The organism is Aestuariirhabdus sp. LZHN29 (assembly GCF_049985285.1).
Lineage (GTDB): Bacteria > Pseudomonadota > Gammaproteobacteria > Pseudomonadales > Aestuariirhabdaceae > Aestuariirhabdus.
Window position 1 is genome coordinate 19,686 of record NZ_JBNIEU010000004.1, and the last position, 15,165, is coordinate 34,850.

General features: G+C 53.8%; 17 protein-coding genes. 7 read left to right on the forward strand and 10 right to left on the reverse strand.

The window, feature by feature from the left end; genetic code table 11:
• Positions 1 to 46 precede the first annotated feature (46 nt).
• The 5 genes from ACP3PW_RS14270 to rmuC form a co-directional block, all read right to left on the reverse strand.
• A complete protein-coding gene (locus ACP3PW_RS14270) occupies positions 47 to 634 on the reverse strand; it encodes a hypothetical protein (protein ID WP_426417404.1) in 588 nt (195 codons plus the stop codon).
• On the reverse strand, positions 634 to 1,914 hold the full coding sequence (locus ACP3PW_RS14275) for an exo-alpha-sialidase (RefSeq protein ID WP_426417405.1): 1,281 nt from the start codon (positions 1,912 to 1,914) through the stop codon (positions 634 to 636). Before ACP3PW_RS14275 ends, ACP3PW_RS14270 begins: the two co-directional genes overlap by 1 nt.
• A 405-nt stretch (positions 1,915 to 2,319) precedes the next feature.
• Positions 2,320 to 2,649 (reverse strand): hypothetical protein, encoded by a 330-nt coding sequence (locus tag ACP3PW_RS14280; protein WP_426417406.1) that lies wholly within the window; start codon positions 2,647 to 2,649, stop codon positions 2,320 to 2,322.
• A gap of 110 nt (positions 2,650 to 2,759) precedes the next feature.
• Positions 2,760 to 3,386 (reverse strand): dUTP diphosphatase, encoded by a 627-nt coding sequence (locus ACP3PW_RS14285; RefSeq protein WP_426417407.1) that lies wholly within the window; start codon positions 3,384 to 3,386, stop codon positions 2,760 to 2,762.
• A gap of 44 nt (positions 3,387 to 3,430) precedes the next feature.
• A complete protein-coding gene (gene rmuC / locus ACP3PW_RS14290; RefSeq protein ID WP_426417408.1) occupies positions 3,431 to 4,987 on the reverse strand; it encodes a DNA recombination protein RmuC in 1,557 nt (518 codons plus the stop codon).
• Positions 4,988 to 5,184: 197 nt separating this feature from the next.
• Between rmuC and ACP3PW_RS14295 the strand changes: the two genes are divergently transcribed.
• Positions 5,185 to 5,586, forward strand: a complete 402-nt coding sequence (locus tag ACP3PW_RS14295; protein WP_426417409.1) for a globin domain-containing protein — start codon at positions 5,185 to 5,187, stop codon at positions 5,584 to 5,586.
• Between the two features lie 26 nt (positions 5,587 to 5,612).
• Here ACP3PW_RS14295 and ACP3PW_RS14300 read toward each other — a convergent pair whose 3' ends face one another.
• The gene (locus ACP3PW_RS14300; RefSeq protein WP_426417410.1) at positions 5,613 to 6,680 is read right to left on the reverse strand and encodes a zinc-dependent alcohol dehydrogenase family protein; all 1,068 of its coding nucleotides are present in this window, start codon (positions 6,678 to 6,680) and stop codon (positions 5,613 to 5,615) included.
• Positions 6,681 to 6,808: 128 nt separating this feature from the next.
• Between ACP3PW_RS14300 and ACP3PW_RS14305 the strand changes: the two genes are divergently transcribed.
• Positions 6,809 to 7,183 carry a hypothetical protein gene (locus tag ACP3PW_RS14305; RefSeq protein WP_426417411.1) on the forward strand — a complete coding sequence of 125 codons (375 nt, stop codon included), beginning with the start codon at positions 6,809 to 6,811 and terminating at the stop codon, positions 7,181 to 7,183.
• Here ACP3PW_RS14305 and ACP3PW_RS14310 read toward each other — a convergent pair.
• Positions 7,148 to 7,681, reverse strand: a complete 534-nt coding sequence (locus ACP3PW_RS14310) for an Lrp/AsnC family transcriptional regulator (protein WP_426417412.1) — start codon at positions 7,679 to 7,681, stop codon at positions 7,148 to 7,150. The genes ACP3PW_RS14305 and ACP3PW_RS14310 overlap by 36 nt on opposite strands.
• Positions 7,682 to 7,830: 149 nt before the next feature.
• Here ACP3PW_RS14310 and ipdC point away from each other — a divergent pair, with 149 nt between their 5' ends.
• The 4 genes from ipdC (at position 7,831) to ACP3PW_RS14330 (ending at position 12,042) form a co-directional block, all read left to right on the forward strand.
• Positions 7,831 to 9,459 (forward strand): indolepyruvate/phenylpyruvate decarboxylase, encoded by a 1,629-nt coding sequence (ipdC, locus tag ACP3PW_RS14315; RefSeq protein WP_426417413.1) that lies wholly within the window; start codon positions 7,831 to 7,833, stop codon positions 9,457 to 9,459.
• 112 nt (positions 9,460 to 9,571) lie between these two features.
• Positions 9,572 to 10,549 carry a tRNA dihydrouridine(20/20a) synthase DusA gene (gene dusA, locus ACP3PW_RS14320; protein WP_426417414.1) on the forward strand — a complete coding sequence of 326 codons (978 nt, stop codon included), beginning with the start codon at positions 9,572 to 9,574 and terminating at the stop codon, positions 10,547 to 10,549.
• 66 nt (positions 10,550 to 10,615) lie between these two features.
• Positions 10,616 to 11,581 carry a transaldolase gene (gene tal / locus ACP3PW_RS14325; RefSeq protein ID WP_426417415.1) on the forward strand — a complete coding sequence of 322 codons (966 nt, stop codon included), beginning with the start codon at positions 10,616 to 10,618 and terminating at the stop codon, positions 11,579 to 11,581.
• A gap of 2 nt (positions 11,582 to 11,583) precedes the next feature.
• Positions 11,584 to 12,042 (forward strand): TerB family tellurite resistance protein, encoded by a 459-nt coding sequence (locus ACP3PW_RS14330; protein ID WP_426417416.1) that lies wholly within the window; start codon positions 11,584 to 11,586, stop codon positions 12,040 to 12,042.
• Between the two features lie 32 nt (positions 12,043 to 12,074).
• On the opposite strand, the gene ACP3PW_RS14335 is transcribed toward ACP3PW_RS14330, so the two are convergent.
• A complete protein-coding gene (locus tag ACP3PW_RS14335) occupies positions 12,075 to 12,557 on the reverse strand; it encodes an STAS domain-containing protein (RefSeq protein WP_426417417.1) in 483 nt (160 codons plus the stop codon).
• Positions 12,557 to 13,735: a SpoIIE family protein phosphatase gene (locus tag ACP3PW_RS14340; RefSeq protein ID WP_426417418.1), complete on the reverse strand. Its 1,179-nt coding sequence runs from the start codon at positions 13,733 to 13,735 to the stop codon at positions 12,557 to 12,559. Before ACP3PW_RS14340 ends, ACP3PW_RS14335 begins: the two co-directional genes overlap by 1 nt.
• 319 nt (positions 13,736 to 14,054) lie before the next feature.
• On the opposite strand from ACP3PW_RS14340, the gene ACP3PW_RS14345 reads away from it, so the two are divergent.
• Positions 14,055 to 14,351 carry a PilZ domain-containing protein gene (locus tag ACP3PW_RS14345; RefSeq protein WP_426417419.1) on the forward strand — a complete coding sequence of 99 codons (297 nt, stop codon included), beginning with the start codon at positions 14,055 to 14,057 and terminating at the stop codon, positions 14,349 to 14,351.
• A gap of 74 nt (positions 14,352 to 14,425) precedes the next feature.
• Here the strand turns inward: ACP3PW_RS14345 and ACP3PW_RS14350 are convergent, their stop codons facing one another.
• Positions 14,426 to 15,154, reverse strand: coding sequence for an MlaA family lipoprotein (locus ACP3PW_RS14350; RefSeq protein WP_426417420.1), 729 nt, complete (start codon positions 15,152 to 15,154; stop codon positions 14,426 to 14,428).
• Positions 15,155 to 15,165: the final 11 nt, after the last annotated feature.

Consider the following 15,165-nt stretch of genomic DNA (forward strand, 5'->3'; position numbering starts at 1 on the left):
AAAAAAGGGGCTTCATGTTTATGAGCCCCCTTCTCTTCCCCCCCCCTCAACCAGACCGTGCAAGCTTCATTAACTGCCGCACCGCGCCGATCAAGAAGGCACCCAGCACATAGAAAACCAGCATGGCATCCAGCAGATAGTCCCACAGGTTACGGGATTCCAGCAGCGCACCGAATGACCACAACAACACCGCAGAGCAGAGCAAAATAACAGCCCACCAACAGCGGAGCCCAACCATCAGCAATGCCAGCGCAGCAACCGGTAAGAGCAGCGTTTCGCCAAACCCCCAACGATAGGGATCCACCAGAGTAAGGCCTAGCGTAGACGCATAAAACGGCACGGCAACGGCGACGACAAGCAGTCCACCGATAACTCGCTGACGATCCGTAAGCGGTGAGGGTACGCCTAACCGGCTCACCGACGCCATAGACAACAGTACTAACGAGGTAATGGAAAAATCTCCCAGCGCTCCCCGCAACAAATCAGACAGACTATTGCCTTGCCATACAGGAACCAGCAGCAATACCGTTAGGCTAGTGCCCAACAGTAGCGGCCAACGTTCGCTCCAACGGCGGGGCAATATGCAAAACAGTGCCATGGAAAACCCCAGCACCGACACCATCCAGGCAGTCATTATAACTTCTCCCTTAGCCAGCCTTCGCTCACTTCAATATGCTTTATAGCGCTACTGTTCCAGGTAAAGAGGATATGAATCCGCCCATTTGTTGTGCGTACGGCATAGGGGTAATCGTACTGAAAGTAGCAACTGTCTTTGTAGCACATCTCGCCTTCAGCGCGACGTTTCAAGGTATCAAGCAACGGCAGGCGTGCTGGCTGCAATGCCAGCATCGCTGAAATTGATCCATCCATCATCCGGGCAAACTCTTTACGATCGGGGCGATCTTTGAAGTAAGAGGATGAATCCTCAAAGTAATGAACCACACGCCAACCACCTGACTTATCCTCAACCAACAGCGCCAGCCTGTCGCGCTCATCGACAGTGTCATTAGCGATCATCCAGTTCCTTTCCAACGCGCGAAAACCGGTCAGCGCAGAATTAGGGTTAGCGATCGAGGTCTTCACTGCCTCGCCCCAGCTGCCGTCGCTGTTCAACCTGGTTTTCAGAACCCGGTAGGGAGCATCCTCCCCGGCATAGCGCAGGTAAGAGGTGGCACGCCCTGTCGATTCCGTCAAAATAATGGGCTGCAAGGATTCCTTACCTTTCGTCAAGCGTACTTTATCTACCAGTGCCCCATCCGTATCCAGCCGCAACACCTCGCCAAACTTACCCGCAAACTCATGGTAGGCAGGCACTCCAAGGGTGCCATCTTCGTAGTAAAAGGGTGTGCCTTTGACGAGCGTACTCAGATTAAAAAATGGAGAGGTCACAAGCCGTCGGGGCGAGCCCCACGAACGCCCCAGATCAGGAGACTTTACGAGATTTAGCTGACTGGTCGCCCAGCCGCCAACCGACACACTGACGTATATCATCCACAACTGCCCATCAGCTCCGATCACCAGCACAGGATTGCCCAGTTTTTTGATAAAGCGGCGGGTCCCGGCCTGGGTCAGCGCGGGCGATGTAAGGGTAAAGCTTGAAGACCAAAGAGCCGACTTTGGATCGTAATAGGCACCATCAATTGTAACATCCCGCGCCCCTTCTCGACTGCCTCCAAACCAGGCCGCCAACAGGCGGCCGTCCGGCAGTTCAACGAGCGAGGGAGCGTGCACCATGATGGTTTTACCGTCAGAAGCAAGGCGCTGATTGAACACAACCCCGGGTGAAGCAACGTCCGCTTGAGCCAGCTTGATACGCTGCTCGGGTGTTTCAGGGGCGAGCAACCAGACACTGACAAAAACGGCGACCACCATCAGTGAGGCAATAAGACGGGACATGTAATGGGTAAAACGCAAACCCTTTTCTCTCCTTACGAGGCTCGCCATCATCACGCAGGGTGCAGGCAGAAAGCTACGGTAAATACTGAGTAAGTGCGGTGTATATACCAATTACCGCACCGACCAAAAGCGCATAGCCTAATGAGTATGGGAACAACACACAAGCTACAGCCGTAGCAGTGGGAGATATGGTGATTGCCGGTACTATAATTTCGAGCTTAAACCTTCGCGAACAGGTCAAGGAAACCCGCGCGGCGCTTAAGGAGCGCCAAATTACCCTGGAGCAATACCTGGAAGCCAGCGGAAGACGGTTCACCTCCTGCGCAGTGGCCCAGCGCTTTATCGTCACACTGCTTCACGCCAATGAGGGCCTGCGGCATGCACCAACCCGACCCGATCCGAGCTGCCCACCCCTTTACCTGGTTAAGAGCTCGCGTCGTTGGTCGCACTGCGACGATTGATCGGCATCATTGAGTAACCACTGATCTCCTCCAGACGTGCTTTCAAACTATTAATCTGGCGCAGGTTGCCATTCCAGTCGTAACGATAGATGCCGCTTTTACGTGCAGTAAGGTGCAAAACGCCAGGCTCGGAGATATTCGCCAATAAGTAAGTATGGCCACCGCTGATGGTGTCAAAAACCAGAGTCGTGGGCGTTGTTAGCGGGTGGGTGGGCTGGAAATCCCAGCCAAGGGAGATCGCCACCTGTAAAAGGTGGTCATAAAGCTCCGAACTTTCCTTGCAGGAGTGCATGAAGGATCTAGAGACAATCCCGACTACCGCACCTTTCATTCGCGCATCCACCCCCAACAATATGACAAATCAATGACGCCAATCATACGCAATACCGACAAACTAATCAGCTATTTTGGATACCGTGCCTCAAGCCCTTGATACAGGTCAGTCGAAAAGCTGTCACTGGTGATACTCAGCTCAAGCAGTAGTTCGGTCAGGTGCTCATTATCTTCACGCCCCTGCCATACCTTGTGGTAATCGCCGCTTTTATAGCCGTGATCCTGACGAAAACGATTCAGGATATTCTTGCCCACGTAGGACCTAAACAACTCTTCGAAGCTCATGTCGACCGCCAGCATTACCCGTGCGAAGGCTTCGAGCTCTGCACGCTTTGACGTAAGCGTCGCCTGGGCCAGGGCTTCAAACGCCTCAATAACCCCCATAGGCTCCTCAGAACTCAGTACCGATTGCATCTGCGAGGCGAAGGCCTGCACCCTGCTATCGTCGGGAATCGCTCCACAATCCTGTATCAGCTGCGCCCACAGGAAATGGGCGATATCCACCACTTCCAGCACGATCTGCTCACGATTGTCTGCTCCGTGCTTCCACCACTTCCAGTCGCAGTGATCATTAACCGCTTCTGCAGCCTCGAGCCAGATAGCCCTGAACCAGGGACGACTCAGGTCAATCCAATCGTGGTTAATTTTGCAGTTAATCTCATTCTGCAACCGTAACATCTCTTTTAACTGATTCATTATTGCTCTCTCACTCATAGCCTGGGACTTTAACCCCATTCTTACTACATTGACCTTTCTGGCACTTCAGTCGGAAGATTCCCGACGACTGTGTCGTCTGCCTCATCGGCCGATTCCACTAAGGATTTCGGTAGCTCTTTCTTGACTCGCACTCCCAGATCGATGAAACGCTGGCTCTGACGCACCAGATTGCCCCGCCCTTCACGTAAGCTATTCCACGCCTCATGCCAGGTTTTCTGGCTGGTATCGATCTGTTTTCCCAGCTTCTCCATTGCCTCTACGACAACCCGCAATTTGTCGTAGACCTTGGCACCCATTTCGGCCAACTCACGAGCACTGCGGTTTTGCCGCTCCAGGCTCCACAGACTGGACACCGTGCGCAACGTCGCCAGCAAGGTGGTGGGAGTCACAACAACAATTCGCTTCTCAAACGCTTCGATAAAGAGCCGCTCATCAAATTCAAAAGCGACCATAAAAGCAGGTTCAACCGGCATAAACAGAAAGACGAAATCCGGTGAATTGATACCGGGCAACTTCTGATAGGCCTTTTCAGATAGCCCCCGGATATGCTGACGAACACTTTCAATATGCGCCTTTAATGAAATATTGCGCTGGAGTTCATCGGCACTGTTCACATAGTCGGTATAGGCATTAAGGCTCACTTTAGCATCGACGATAACATGCTTGCCTTCCGGCAGGTCGATGATGACGTCGGGGCGGTAAATCTTGCCCTGCTCATCCCTCACCACCTCCTCGCGCCGGTACTCAATCCCCTTACGAAGACCACTGCGCTCTAACACCGTCTCCAGCATCAGTTCACCCCAGTTGCCCTGAGCCTTGTTCTCCCCCCGCAGCGCCTTGGTTAGGTTTCCCGCCTCTTCGGTCATCTGCCGATTGAGTTTATGTAACCCCTCAATCTGGGTGCGCAGCGTCGTACGCTCCTGACTTTCGCTGGCATAGACATGATCGACGCGCTGGCGAAAGCTCTCCAGCTGATCCTTAAAGGGCGACAACAGCGTATCAAGCCCCTTGCGACTCTGCTCCTCAAAGACCTGCTGCTTACTTTCAAAAATCTGGTTGGCCAGGTGTTCAAATTCCAACTTAAGCTGCTTGCGGTTGCTCTCTAGCAACTCAAGCTTCTCTTTCGCGTGCTGCTGCTCCTTGTGCAAGGTCTCCTGCAACGCTAAATGCTGCCCTTCAAGGGTCCCCAGTGCCCCTCGCAACTTAACCAGCTCCTCCTGAGAAGCAGCTTCGCGCTCTCCATGAGCCGTTATCTGCTGCAACAAACCTTGCTCGGTTGCCTGCAAATGGCTGTATTTCTCACGTATTCCGGCCAGCTCTTGCTGCAGTCGATCACGCTCCGCCACGATAACCAACTGCTGCTGCTGTAACTCCCCGGAGCGATCCCTTTGGTACTGGAGCTGCTGCTCTGCAAGCGCGAGCTCTTGCTGGAGGTGAGCACAGCGAGTTTCCGCCTCCGCCTGCCCACCCTGTAGCGAGCTAACTTCCCCTTGCGACCGGGTCAACTGCCTGTACAGCAAACCAATCACAACCATCACCAACAGCAATAGCCCGCTGGCGCCAGCTATTATCCACTGCATCAGTTGAACCTGATCCACCCTTCCCCCTGCAATTGACCGACAAGCGTCATTATTAACGAAGATTGTTTTTTAAAGCATGCCAGCCTATCCTATCGCCCCAGTAAACCCAAGCGCAGGATCAAAAACCGGGGACACTCCTGGCTCGGCAAGCACGACATAGAAAAACCCTGAAAATCATAAAGTAGTGTGGGCACTCAATGACAAACAACGACAAGCTGATTAACGATAGTCTGGACCGATGCATGGAAGACGGCACCTTTATGGACCGATTCTACCAGCACTTTATTAACAGCAGCCCGAAGGTAGCCGAAAAGTTCGCCGAGACCGACATGGACAAGCAGAAGCGCATGATGGATGCTTCCCTGCATATGTTAATGCTACTCAGCGCCGACACCACTGCCGGGATGGCCCACGTTCGCCATATCGGTAAAACCCACAGCCAGGCTCAACATAACATCACGCCCGAGCTTTACGATTGCTGGTTCGAAAGCCTGATGCAAACCGTTCGCGAGTATGACTCCCAGCTGACCCCGGAAATAGAAGCCGCCTGGGGCGACACCCTTAAACCGGGCATCGCCACCATGCAGGCCATGTACTAAACCTTACGCCCACGGCAGACGCCCCGCTAGCGGGACGCAATCTTTAGCAACACCTTGCCCTTGCGGCCCGATGCCGTGGCCATTTCGAGCGCAGGAATCACCTGATCCAAGGCGTACATCTGCTGCACCGGGGTGTCAAACAACCCCGCTACCTGCAACCGACTCAGCTCGCGCAGAAGCCGCAAAATACTCAGTGGCTTTTGTTGCCCAAGCCAGTTCAGGGCAAAGTAACCCGATACTTTGCTCACTGGAGTCATCAAATCCCGCGATGGCAGAGTTATCGGGTGTTCACCCAGAGTGCCGTAGACCACCATATGCCCCCCCACACCCAGACACTGCAGCATTGCCTCAGCGAGCGAACCGCCCACCGCATCCATCGCGTAGTCAGCGCCACGCCCGCCCGTAATCCGGGCAACCTGCTCACACAACCCCGTACCATCGCTTACCACCACATGTGTCGCTCCAAGGCTTCGTAGTTGCTGGGCACTTTCCTCGCTACGTACCACATTGATGGTATTAAAACCCAGGCTAACCCCGAGACGAATAACGATCTTCCCCAGCGCGGAGGCCGCCGCACTTTGTAAAAGCCATCCCCCCTTTTTTACCCGCAAAACCCGGGTTACCATCGCGTAGGCCGAGAGCGGGTTAATAATGAACATGGATGCCTGCTCATCACTCAATGCATCGGGCACCGGCAGCGCTTTTTTAGCATCCACAACACAGTACTCTTGCCAGGTACCATTGGGAGGTCCACCGGCAACGGCCACGCGCCTACCCTTTAGCCGTCGGGCTAGCCACCCACTCCCGCAAGCATCGACAACGCCCACCCCCTCTCCTCCTAACGGATAGGGCAGTTCCGGATAGGGCAATCGACCATCCGGATCAAACGCAGGGATCTCTCGCTGCCTATTCCAGACCATTCGAGATAAAGCGTGGCGATAATCACCACGAATAAAGTTGAGATCCGAGGGGTTAACCGGGCTGCATAACATACGCACCCTAACCTGCCCCGGACCAGGTTCAGGTACAGGTGCGTCGATCACCTTTATATAATCGAACCCTTTCGACAACTCCGTAACCTGTATTGATTTCATCAAACCTCCGGTGATCCTACCCGCCTTCGGGTAGGAGCTTTCATCAAAATGTAAACTACCGCTTCACCGCAAACCACCGACTGTGGAATAATCGGTACTGTCAGCGATCCAAGGATGCGAGAAGAACTATGGGCAATAGCATTCAACAGGTTTTCGAGCTCATCACGCAAGGGCATTTCGCGACTATTGTTTATCAAGGGCAACGCCTCAGCAGTGCCGAGCTCGACACCCTTGCCTACATGATAGAACGCAGAAGTTCCGAGCATTTCACCATCCCCGAACTCAACCGGAACCTGGGCCTTAAAAGCTTCGAAGCAGACGCTGTTTCCCATCTATTAGCTCAACTAGGTAGCAGTAGCATCGAAATTACCCTACCGGAGAAGAAACAGCACATCGATCTGGTAAGCCGCTACAGCATTCGCCCACCACGGGTTTATTGCGAATTCCCTATACCCTTCGTCGAACTACTAACCACGGGTGATCTTAGCTGCCGCCCCGACTGAAACCGGACCGTCGAGGATTTCGAGCGGTAATACCGGCGAGGATTTAATCTGGCTCAGCTGAATATTCGAGCGAATCGATGCGACCCCGGGCATTTTCATCAAATGATCGGTAATAAAGGTCGAAAAAGCCTGCAAGTTAGGGGCGACCACCCTCAGCTCATAGTCCCCCTCTCCGGTGACCAACAGGCATTCGGTAATCTCCGGGCGCAGCTTAACCGCCTCCTGAAATGCCGTGGTAATGTTTTCCTTATGCTTTTCCAGATTAATATTGATAAGGGCCACCACATCAAGCCCTAACAAAGGCCCATTCACCTGTGCGTGGTAACCAGTAATCACCCCCTCCGACTCCAGCCGCTGCAAACGACGAGCGCACTGTGAAGGCGATAAGCTAACACGTTCGGACAGCACGACATGAGAGAGTCGGGCGTCCTCCTGTAACTCCGAAATTATCCGCCGATCGAAACGATCCAGCACGACCCGCGATGCAATCATACCCATATTAATCATCCTAATCCGCACGTATCAAGCACATATTAAATCATTTATGGATTTTTATAGCAGTAAGGGTCGTCCCAATAGCCAATAATGCGAGGATACGCCAGCACCGATTCGCTACCATAAATAGATTCCCTAAACTGGAGAGCACGATGACTACAATGGCCGAATCCCTACTGAAGGGCTTAAAAGAGAACGGAGCCGAACAGATATTTGGCATCCCCGGAGATTTCGCGCTGCCTTTTTTCAAGGTGATCGAAGAGTCTGCCATTCTGCCCCTCTACACCTTTAGCCACGAGCCCGGGGTCGGGTTCGCAGCCGACGCTGCCGCCCGCAGCGGTGGCGGCATAGGGGTAGCTGTCGTCACCTATGGTGCCGGGGCCTTCAATATGGTCAATACCGTGGCCTGCGCCTATGCCGAAAAGTCACCGCTGGTTGTGGTCTCTGGAGCGCCGGGCATCTCGGAGGGCAACGACGACATGTTACTGCACCACCAGGCCAAGACCCTCAACTCCCAGCACGAGGTTTTTAAAGAGATCACCTGCGATCAGGCAATCCTGAACGATCCGCGCACCGCCCCCCAGGAGATCGCGCGCGTCTTGCAAAGCTGCCTTGAACAATCGCGTCCGGTATACATCGAGTTTCCAAGAGACCTCGTCAACACTCCCTGCGAAGAGGTGCCAGCGCTCGCCCACACGACAGGTCACTCCGATGCTATCAGCGCCTGCGCCAGAGAGGTCCTTGAGCAGCTCCACCACGCCACAGCACCCCTCATCCTCGCGGGTGTAGAGGTCCGCCGCTATGGCCTGGAGGAAAAGGTCGCCGAGTTATCACGGCGCCTGCAACTGCCTGTCGCGACCACGTTTATGGGGCGAGGCCTGTTTTCGACCGCATCGTGCGAACTTATCGGCTCCTATATCGGCATGGCAGGTGATGCCGACGTGACCCGCGCGGTAGAGGAATCGGATCAGGTACTAATGCTGGGAGTTATTGTGTGCGACACCAACTTTGGCGTATCCGCCAAGCGCCTGGATATGCGTAACACCATCAACGCCTCTGACCGACAGGTGAAGGTCGGTTACCACCAATACCCTGACATCTCGCTGGCCGAACTGGTGGAGGCGTTGTTAGCCGCCACCCAGAGCGTTGATGAAACCAAACCGGGTCGAACCATCAGCTATCCCCATACACTGGTTGCCGACGACAACCCCATTGAGCCCACCGATATTGCACGGGCGGTCAACGACCTGTTCGCCAGCAACGGTCCAATGCCCATCGCCTCCGACATTGGCGACTGCCTCTTTACCGCCATGGACATGGAGAACACCCACCTGGTGGCGCCCGGCTACTACGCAACGATGGGGTTCGGTGTACCAGCAGGGCTCGGGCTGCAAGCCGAGCTGAATCAACGCCCCATCATTCTGGTGGGCGACGGCGCCTTCCAGATGACCGGCTGGGAACTGGGGAACTGTCGCCGCTACGGCTGGGACCCGATCGTACTGTTATTCAACAACACCTGCTGGGGCATGCTGGCGACCTTCCAACCCGAAACCAGCTACAACAACCTGGACGACTGGCAGTTCGCATCCATGGCTGATGCCATGGGCGGCGATGGTAAACGAGTCACAACCCGTAGCGAGCTTCAACTCGCGCTTACAGAGGCCGCGGCGAAGCGTGGCCGTTTCCAATTGATTGAAATAATGATGACGCCAGACGCTCGCTCCGCCACACTGCAGCAGTTCGTCGACGCCCACAAGCGCCGCACCGGCATGGGACAATAGCTGAGAGCAAGGGGTAGGGGTAGGGGTAGGGATAAGTAGCAGTTACTCTCCCCCCTTTTGCCACGTATAATGGCGCGCTTTGACACAACCAACCCCGAAGGCCTCCCGTACCGTGCATCCTCTCGACCGAACATTCTGCGTCGCCCCAATGATGGATTGGACCGACCGGCATCAGCGCTATTTTTTACGCCTGATCAGCCAACACTGCTTGCTCTATACGGAGATGGTCACCACCGGCGCACTGATCCACGGAGATCGCGATCGATTCCTGCGCTATAACGCCGAGGAGCACCCTGTAGCCATTCAACTGGGAGGCAGCGACCCAGCCGATCTCGCCACCTGTGCCCGCTTTGCCGAAGAGTATGGATACGACGAGGTTAACCTCAATGTCGGCTGCCCGAGCGACCGCGTACAAAATGGTCGCATTGGAGCCTGCCTGATGGCCGAGCCCGCCACGGTCGCAGACGGTATCAAGTCGATGCAGGACAGCGTTTCCATTCCCGTTACGGTCAAACACCGTATCGGCATTAACGGCCGGGAGTCTTTCGATGAGTTGACAGACTTTGTCGGTACGATTGCCAAGACGGGGTGTAAGACCTTTATCGTCCACGCTCGAATTGCCGTATTGGAGGGGCTCAGTCCCAAGCAAAACAGGGATGTCCCCCCACTCAAATACGACTGGGTCTATAAGCTCAAACAGCTGTTCCCCCAGCTTGAAATACTGATCAACGGCGGCATTACCAGCCTGGAGCAGTGCCAGCAGCACCTGCAACAGGTCGATGGCGTCATGGTGGGCCGCGAAGCCTACCATCACCCCTACGTGCTAGCCGACGTTGACCGGCTCTTTTACGGCAGCCGGCGTACTCCGCGTACTCGTCACCAAGTGATCGATGCCTTGGTTCCCTATATCGAACAGCAGCTGGCTCTGGGGGCACATCTTCAACACATCACCCGGCATATCCTCGGCCTGTTCCATCTTCAACCCGGGGCCAAACGTTTTCGGCGCCACCTTAGCGAAAACGCATGGAAGCCGGGAGCGGGCATCGATACCCTAATCAAGGCCGTTGAACTCAGCCCCGAGAAGGCCTGACACCCCGCTTAAGCGTTCACCCCCTCCACCAGTGGTGATACACTCAACGCCCAACGTGGAGGAACTATGTCGCAATTATCCCAGCTTGATCAACTCAGGAAACTCACCACAGTCGTCGCCGATACTGGCGATATAGAGGCCATCAAGCGCTATCAGCCGGTCGATGCCACAACCAACCCCTCCCTTTTGCTTAAAGCCGCCCAGATGGAGCAGTACGCCCCACTACTAACGGAGGCGATCGCCTGGGCAGCCTCCAAAGCCGGCAGCAGCAACGAGAAACTCGGGTACTGTGTCGATAAACTTGCGGTAGAGATTGGGCGTGAAATCCTGCAGGTTATACCCGGTCGCATCTCCACCGAAGTCGATGCTCGCCTCTCCTTCGATACCAACGCCACCATCGAACGTGCAAAACGGTTGATCGATCTCTACGAGCAAGCCGACATCCCCCCCGAGCGCGTGCTTATAAAAATGGCCGCAACCTGGGAGGGCATTCGTGCCGCTGAACATCTCGAGAAAGCCGGCATCAACTGTAACCTGACCCTGCTATTCGGGTTTGGCCAGGCGCAGGCCTGTGCCGATGCAGGGGTTTATCTGATCTCCCCCTTTGTTGGCCGAATTCTGGACTGGTACAAAGCCCATAGCGGGCGAGACAGCTACCCTGCAGCAGAAGACCCAGGGGTGGTCTCAGTCGCCAGGATCTTCAACTACTACAAGGCTCACGGTTATGGCACTGTGGTGATGGGCGCCAGCTTCCGCAATATCGACGAAATTCGCCACCTGGCTGGCTGCGACCGTTTAACCATCAGTCCCGCGCTACTGGATGAACTGGGCACCAGTACCGCCTCCTTGCCGCGTAAACTATTTGCCGACAATCCGCTGAGCGAGGATCCACAACATAGCCTCACGGAAAATGACTTTCGCTGGGCGCTGAATGAGGACGCGATGGCGAACGAAAAGTTGGCCGAGGGGATACGCAACTTCGCCATCGACCAGGTTAAACTGGAGAAACTCCTGCAGGGGCTGGGTGGGTAACCATGCTGAGTTCGCTAAAACAGTTTTTTGATCAGTTAGCGGGAGAGCCTGATGCTCCCACCCATCAACACAGCCTCGAACTGGCGTGCGCTGTGCTGCTGGTAGAGATCAGCAAAGCGGATGCCGAGGTCAGTGACGACGAGACCAGGCAGATTCGCAGTCTGATTGAAAGCCGTCTCAACGTCAAAACAGAGGAACTTGATGACCTGCTGCGACTGGCCCAGGAACAGTCCGCCGAGGCCACTTCACTGTTCCCCTTTATCCAGCTGATTAACGACCAACTGGAGTACCCGGACAAGGTAGCACTAGTCCGCTCCATGTGGCAGGTGGCCTATACGGATGACCGCCTTGATAAATACGAAGAGTACCAAATTCGTAAAATCTCCGACCTTCTTTACGTCGCCCATGGAGATTTCATTCGAACAAAAATAGACGTATTGGAAAAAAGACAAAACCTATAAAACACTCTATATTTATTTTCTAACCTATTGATTTATTTGCCTTCTAAGCTTTTTACCAATTCACTAAATGTCTCTTTATTTTTTTCATTAAGATCCATTAGGGTACGGTGCGCACTCAGCACGTGCCCCTTCACGACATGCTCAGAGCAGGCTTCACAGACGATCTCCTTCAACGGGGTACTTTTGATATTGGCCTCTTCGACAATATCAAACACTCGGTCGAAGCCCATGCTCAATAAAATTCTGGTGATGTCAGGATTGCTGGAAACGATCGTCGGCACATAGTCAAACCGCTTTTTTGCCTGCACAGAAAGTTTGGCCAATAGGCCCAGCGAGGTACTATCGATACCCTCGGTCTGCGTCAAATCGATCACTACCGAACGGAAATGGTCGTCGTCGAACATCTCCTCTAGAAACTGATCAAGCGAATTGCACAGTGTTAAGCGCACATCACCGGTAAACTTTAACCGATAATCGCCACCCTCTCCCGCCGCTTGAATTTTGCCTGCGTCCATTACTGGTTCCTGCTTAACACTAAAACTGCGATGTCATCGGGCGACTCCTCCAAGGTATCGAGCCCAAGCGCAGCCTTAATCGTTTCCAAGTCCCTATTGTGTTTAATTACCGACAGGAGTTCCGATTCCTTATCGCAAAGCCTTTGTTGAGGTAGGCAATCCAGTATTCCGTCAGAGAATGCCACTAGGGTAAATACCTCGGGAAGGGCAATTTCATGGTCTTCATACTCCGCGTGGTCAAATATACCCACAGGAAAACCACTTCCCCTCAAAAACTCAACACCCCCATCGGTCGCCAAAACCGGCAAGGGGAAGTGCCCTCCAACCGAGTAGGTGAGAGTATTTTTTCGGGTATCAATAACGCCACCAAACATGGTGACGTGTTTACCGAGATCTGTATTTAGTAAACCATGATTGAGGGAGCCCAGTATTTCCGAGGGGCGCACAGGGTGGAGTGCCCCACGATCACGGTACTCACGCCGCAAGCGAAAGGTCATGTGCTTGAGCAGTATCGTAACGAATGCAGAGGAGGCCCCATGGCCGGAAACATCCGCTAGGTAAAATCCAAACGAATGGTCATTCAGCGGTATCAGATCTACGAAATCCCCGCTGAGGTACAAGGAGGGACAAATATGATAGTCAAACCTAAAGCCCGCCACCTCCTGGGGAGATTCAGGCAATAGCTTTTGCTGCACCTGCCTGCCCGCTCGCTGATCCTCCTGCAGCTCAGCCAAACTCGCCTGTAAACTCTTGATCGCCGCTTCCAGGCTCTCCCGATAGGACTCGTTGTCCCGCTCCAACTGGAGCTGCTGTAACGCCCGTGACACCGAGTGCTCAAGCACTTCAAGGTCGACAATAGGTTTAATTAGATAATCACTGGCCCCAAGCCGCAAAGCCTCTACCACATCGCTCATAACACCAGCCCCGGAAACAACAATAACCGGAGTTTGGGGCGCGATATCTTTAATAGAACGAAGCACCGAAAGGCCATCCATACGCGGCATGCGGAGATCACAGATCACCACATCGGGATGCTCTTTTTGGATTAGGTCCAGACCAATCAGGCCATTTTCCGCCTGAAAAATAGTGAATCCGCTGTCTTCAAGATAAGCCGCAACACTTTCCCTTACGGGGGCTTCATCATCGATTACCAGCAGCGTTTTTCCTGCAGGAGCCATAGCTTTTTCAAGCAACCTCTAGTTTCGCCAAGAGAGGCGGACAATTCAGATATCTTAAGATATAGACCAATACAGCTGCCCTAGCGACAGCATCAGAAGCCTGCCTGCAGGCGAGAAAAACGATCCGAGGCCGCTTCTCTCATCATGACGGTATAGACTCAAACCTTACTCCCTTATAGATTGTGTAGCAAGAGGAGCGTGAGTTTGAGAACAAATGCGCATAACCCCCATATTTTGTCCCTATTGACGTTGAAATTACTATATATGGGGGGTATAAAACTTGTGACCATTATGACAAGTTCAGGGGGGAGCCATGGCGATGTCAGACAGGCAATACAGTGAAAAAAGGGATTTTATGCGCATGCAGATCGACTCCGAGGCGCAGATCACACGATCGAGCGGTGAGGTTTTTTCAGTGCGCTGCAATAATTTGAGCAGTACGGGGGTTCTACTCGATGCGCCGCAAGCACTACCCGCCGGGGAGCAACTCATCATTACCATACCGTCAGAACGACCCGAGTTTCCCGACTTTTGCGCGGAGGCAAGGGTTGTTCGCAGTAGCGAGCTAATCGAGGATCGATGCAGCATTGCACTTTCGATAGAACGCATAAAATAATCGAACCCCATAAAAAAACCTGATAGCGCTATCGGGTTTTTTTATGGATTGCTCACGAGCAAGAGCGATCCCGGCTAGAAATCATCTTCAGGTTCCTCACCTGTGATGTCGTAGCGGCGTTTCTGCAGATAAGCATCACGAATAAAGCTGTACTTGTCCCCTATAATCAACTCTTCCGCTTTCAGCAGCCCCGCCCGTTTCTCTACGATCAAACCAAGCAACAGCGCCGTACGTCGATCAGATCCATCGACATAAGCACCGGCCCACATAAGGCTGGACGGGTAAATTGTGGCAGCATCCCTTAGCGTATGGGGGCCTAGCAAAGGCACCATAAGGTAGGGGCCATCGCCCACCCCCCATTTACCAAGCGTCGTACCCAGGTTCGTCGAATCGGCTGGTATACCGAATGAATCCGCCACGTCAACGAGGCACACCATGCCTAGAATGCAGTTAATCAGGAAGCGGGATATCTGTTTAAAACCACGTACGGGCTCCCCTTGCAGCATCAGATTCAAGCCGTCCGCAGGGGCAAAACTGGTGTCATAAAAAGTGCTAACCAACCCCCTCATCGGTTCAGGCACACCTGACACATAACCTTCTGCCACCGGTTTAAGCAGGTATTTATCAAGCCCCTCGTTGAACTGGAATACTGTCCGGTTCATCGGCTCCCACGGGTCGGGGTTGTCATACCCCTCGGCCATCACTACACCCGACGCCAGCAGATGCCCCGCCAGCAGGACCATCCCTACAAAACGAGCAATAGCGCCCCCTATGGAAACCCTCTCAATAACTCTTACAGACATACCTGTCACAC

Coding starts and splice junctions, on each gene's coding strand:
- ACP3PW_RS14330 (WP_426417416.1), top strand. CDS start 11,584: ATGCTGAGTTCGCTAAAACAGTTTTTTGATCAGTTAGCGGGAGAGCCT.
- ipdC (WP_426417413.1), top strand. CDS start 7,831: ATGACTACAATGGCCGAATCCCTACTGAAGGGCTTAAAAGAGAACGGA.
- ACP3PW_RS14280 (WP_426417406.1), bottom strand. CDS start 2,649: ATGCACTCCTGCAAGGAAAGTTCGGAGCTTTATGACCACCTTTTACAG.
- rmuC (WP_426417408.1), bottom strand. CDS start 4,987: ATGCAGTGGATAATAGCTGGCGCCAGCGGGCTATTGCTGTTGGTGATG.
- ACP3PW_RS14295 (WP_426417409.1), top strand. CDS start 5,185: ATGACAAACAACGACAAGCTGATTAACGATAGTCTGGACCGATGCATG.
- ACP3PW_RS14270 (WP_426417404.1), bottom strand. CDS start 634: ATGACTGCCTGGATGGTGTCGGTGCTGGGGTTTTCCATGGCACTGTTT.
- ACP3PW_RS14345 (WP_426417419.1), top strand. CDS start 14,055: ATGTCAGACAGGCAATACAGTGAAAAAAGGGATTTTATGCGCATGCAG.
- ACP3PW_RS14285 (WP_426417407.1), bottom strand. CDS start 3,386: ATGAATCAGTTAAAAGAGATGTTACGGTTGCAGAATGAGATTAACTGC.
- ACP3PW_RS14300 (WP_426417410.1), bottom strand. CDS start 6,680: ATGAAATCAATACAGGTTACGGAGTTGTCGAAAGGGTTCGATTATATA.
- ACP3PW_RS14335 (WP_426417417.1), bottom strand. CDS start 12,557: ATGGACGCAGGCAAAATTCAAGCGGCGGGAGAGGGTGGCGATTATCGG.
- ACP3PW_RS14305 (WP_426417411.1), top strand. CDS start 6,809: ATGGGCAATAGCATTCAACAGGTTTTCGAGCTCATCACGCAAGGGCAT.
- ACP3PW_RS14310 (WP_426417412.1), bottom strand. CDS start 7,681: ATGGGTATGATTGCATCGCGGGTCGTGCTGGATCGTTTCGATCGGCGG.
- ACP3PW_RS14340 (WP_426417418.1), bottom strand. CDS start 13,735: ATGGCTCCTGCAGGAAAAACGCTGCTGGTAATCGATGATGAAGCCCCC.
- tal (WP_426417415.1), top strand. CDS start 10,616: ATGTCGCAATTATCCCAGCTTGATCAACTCAGGAAACTCACCACAGTC.
- ACP3PW_RS14350 (WP_426417420.1), bottom strand. CDS start 15,154: ATGTCTGTAAGAGTTATTGAGAGGGTTTCCATAGGGGGCGCTATTGCT.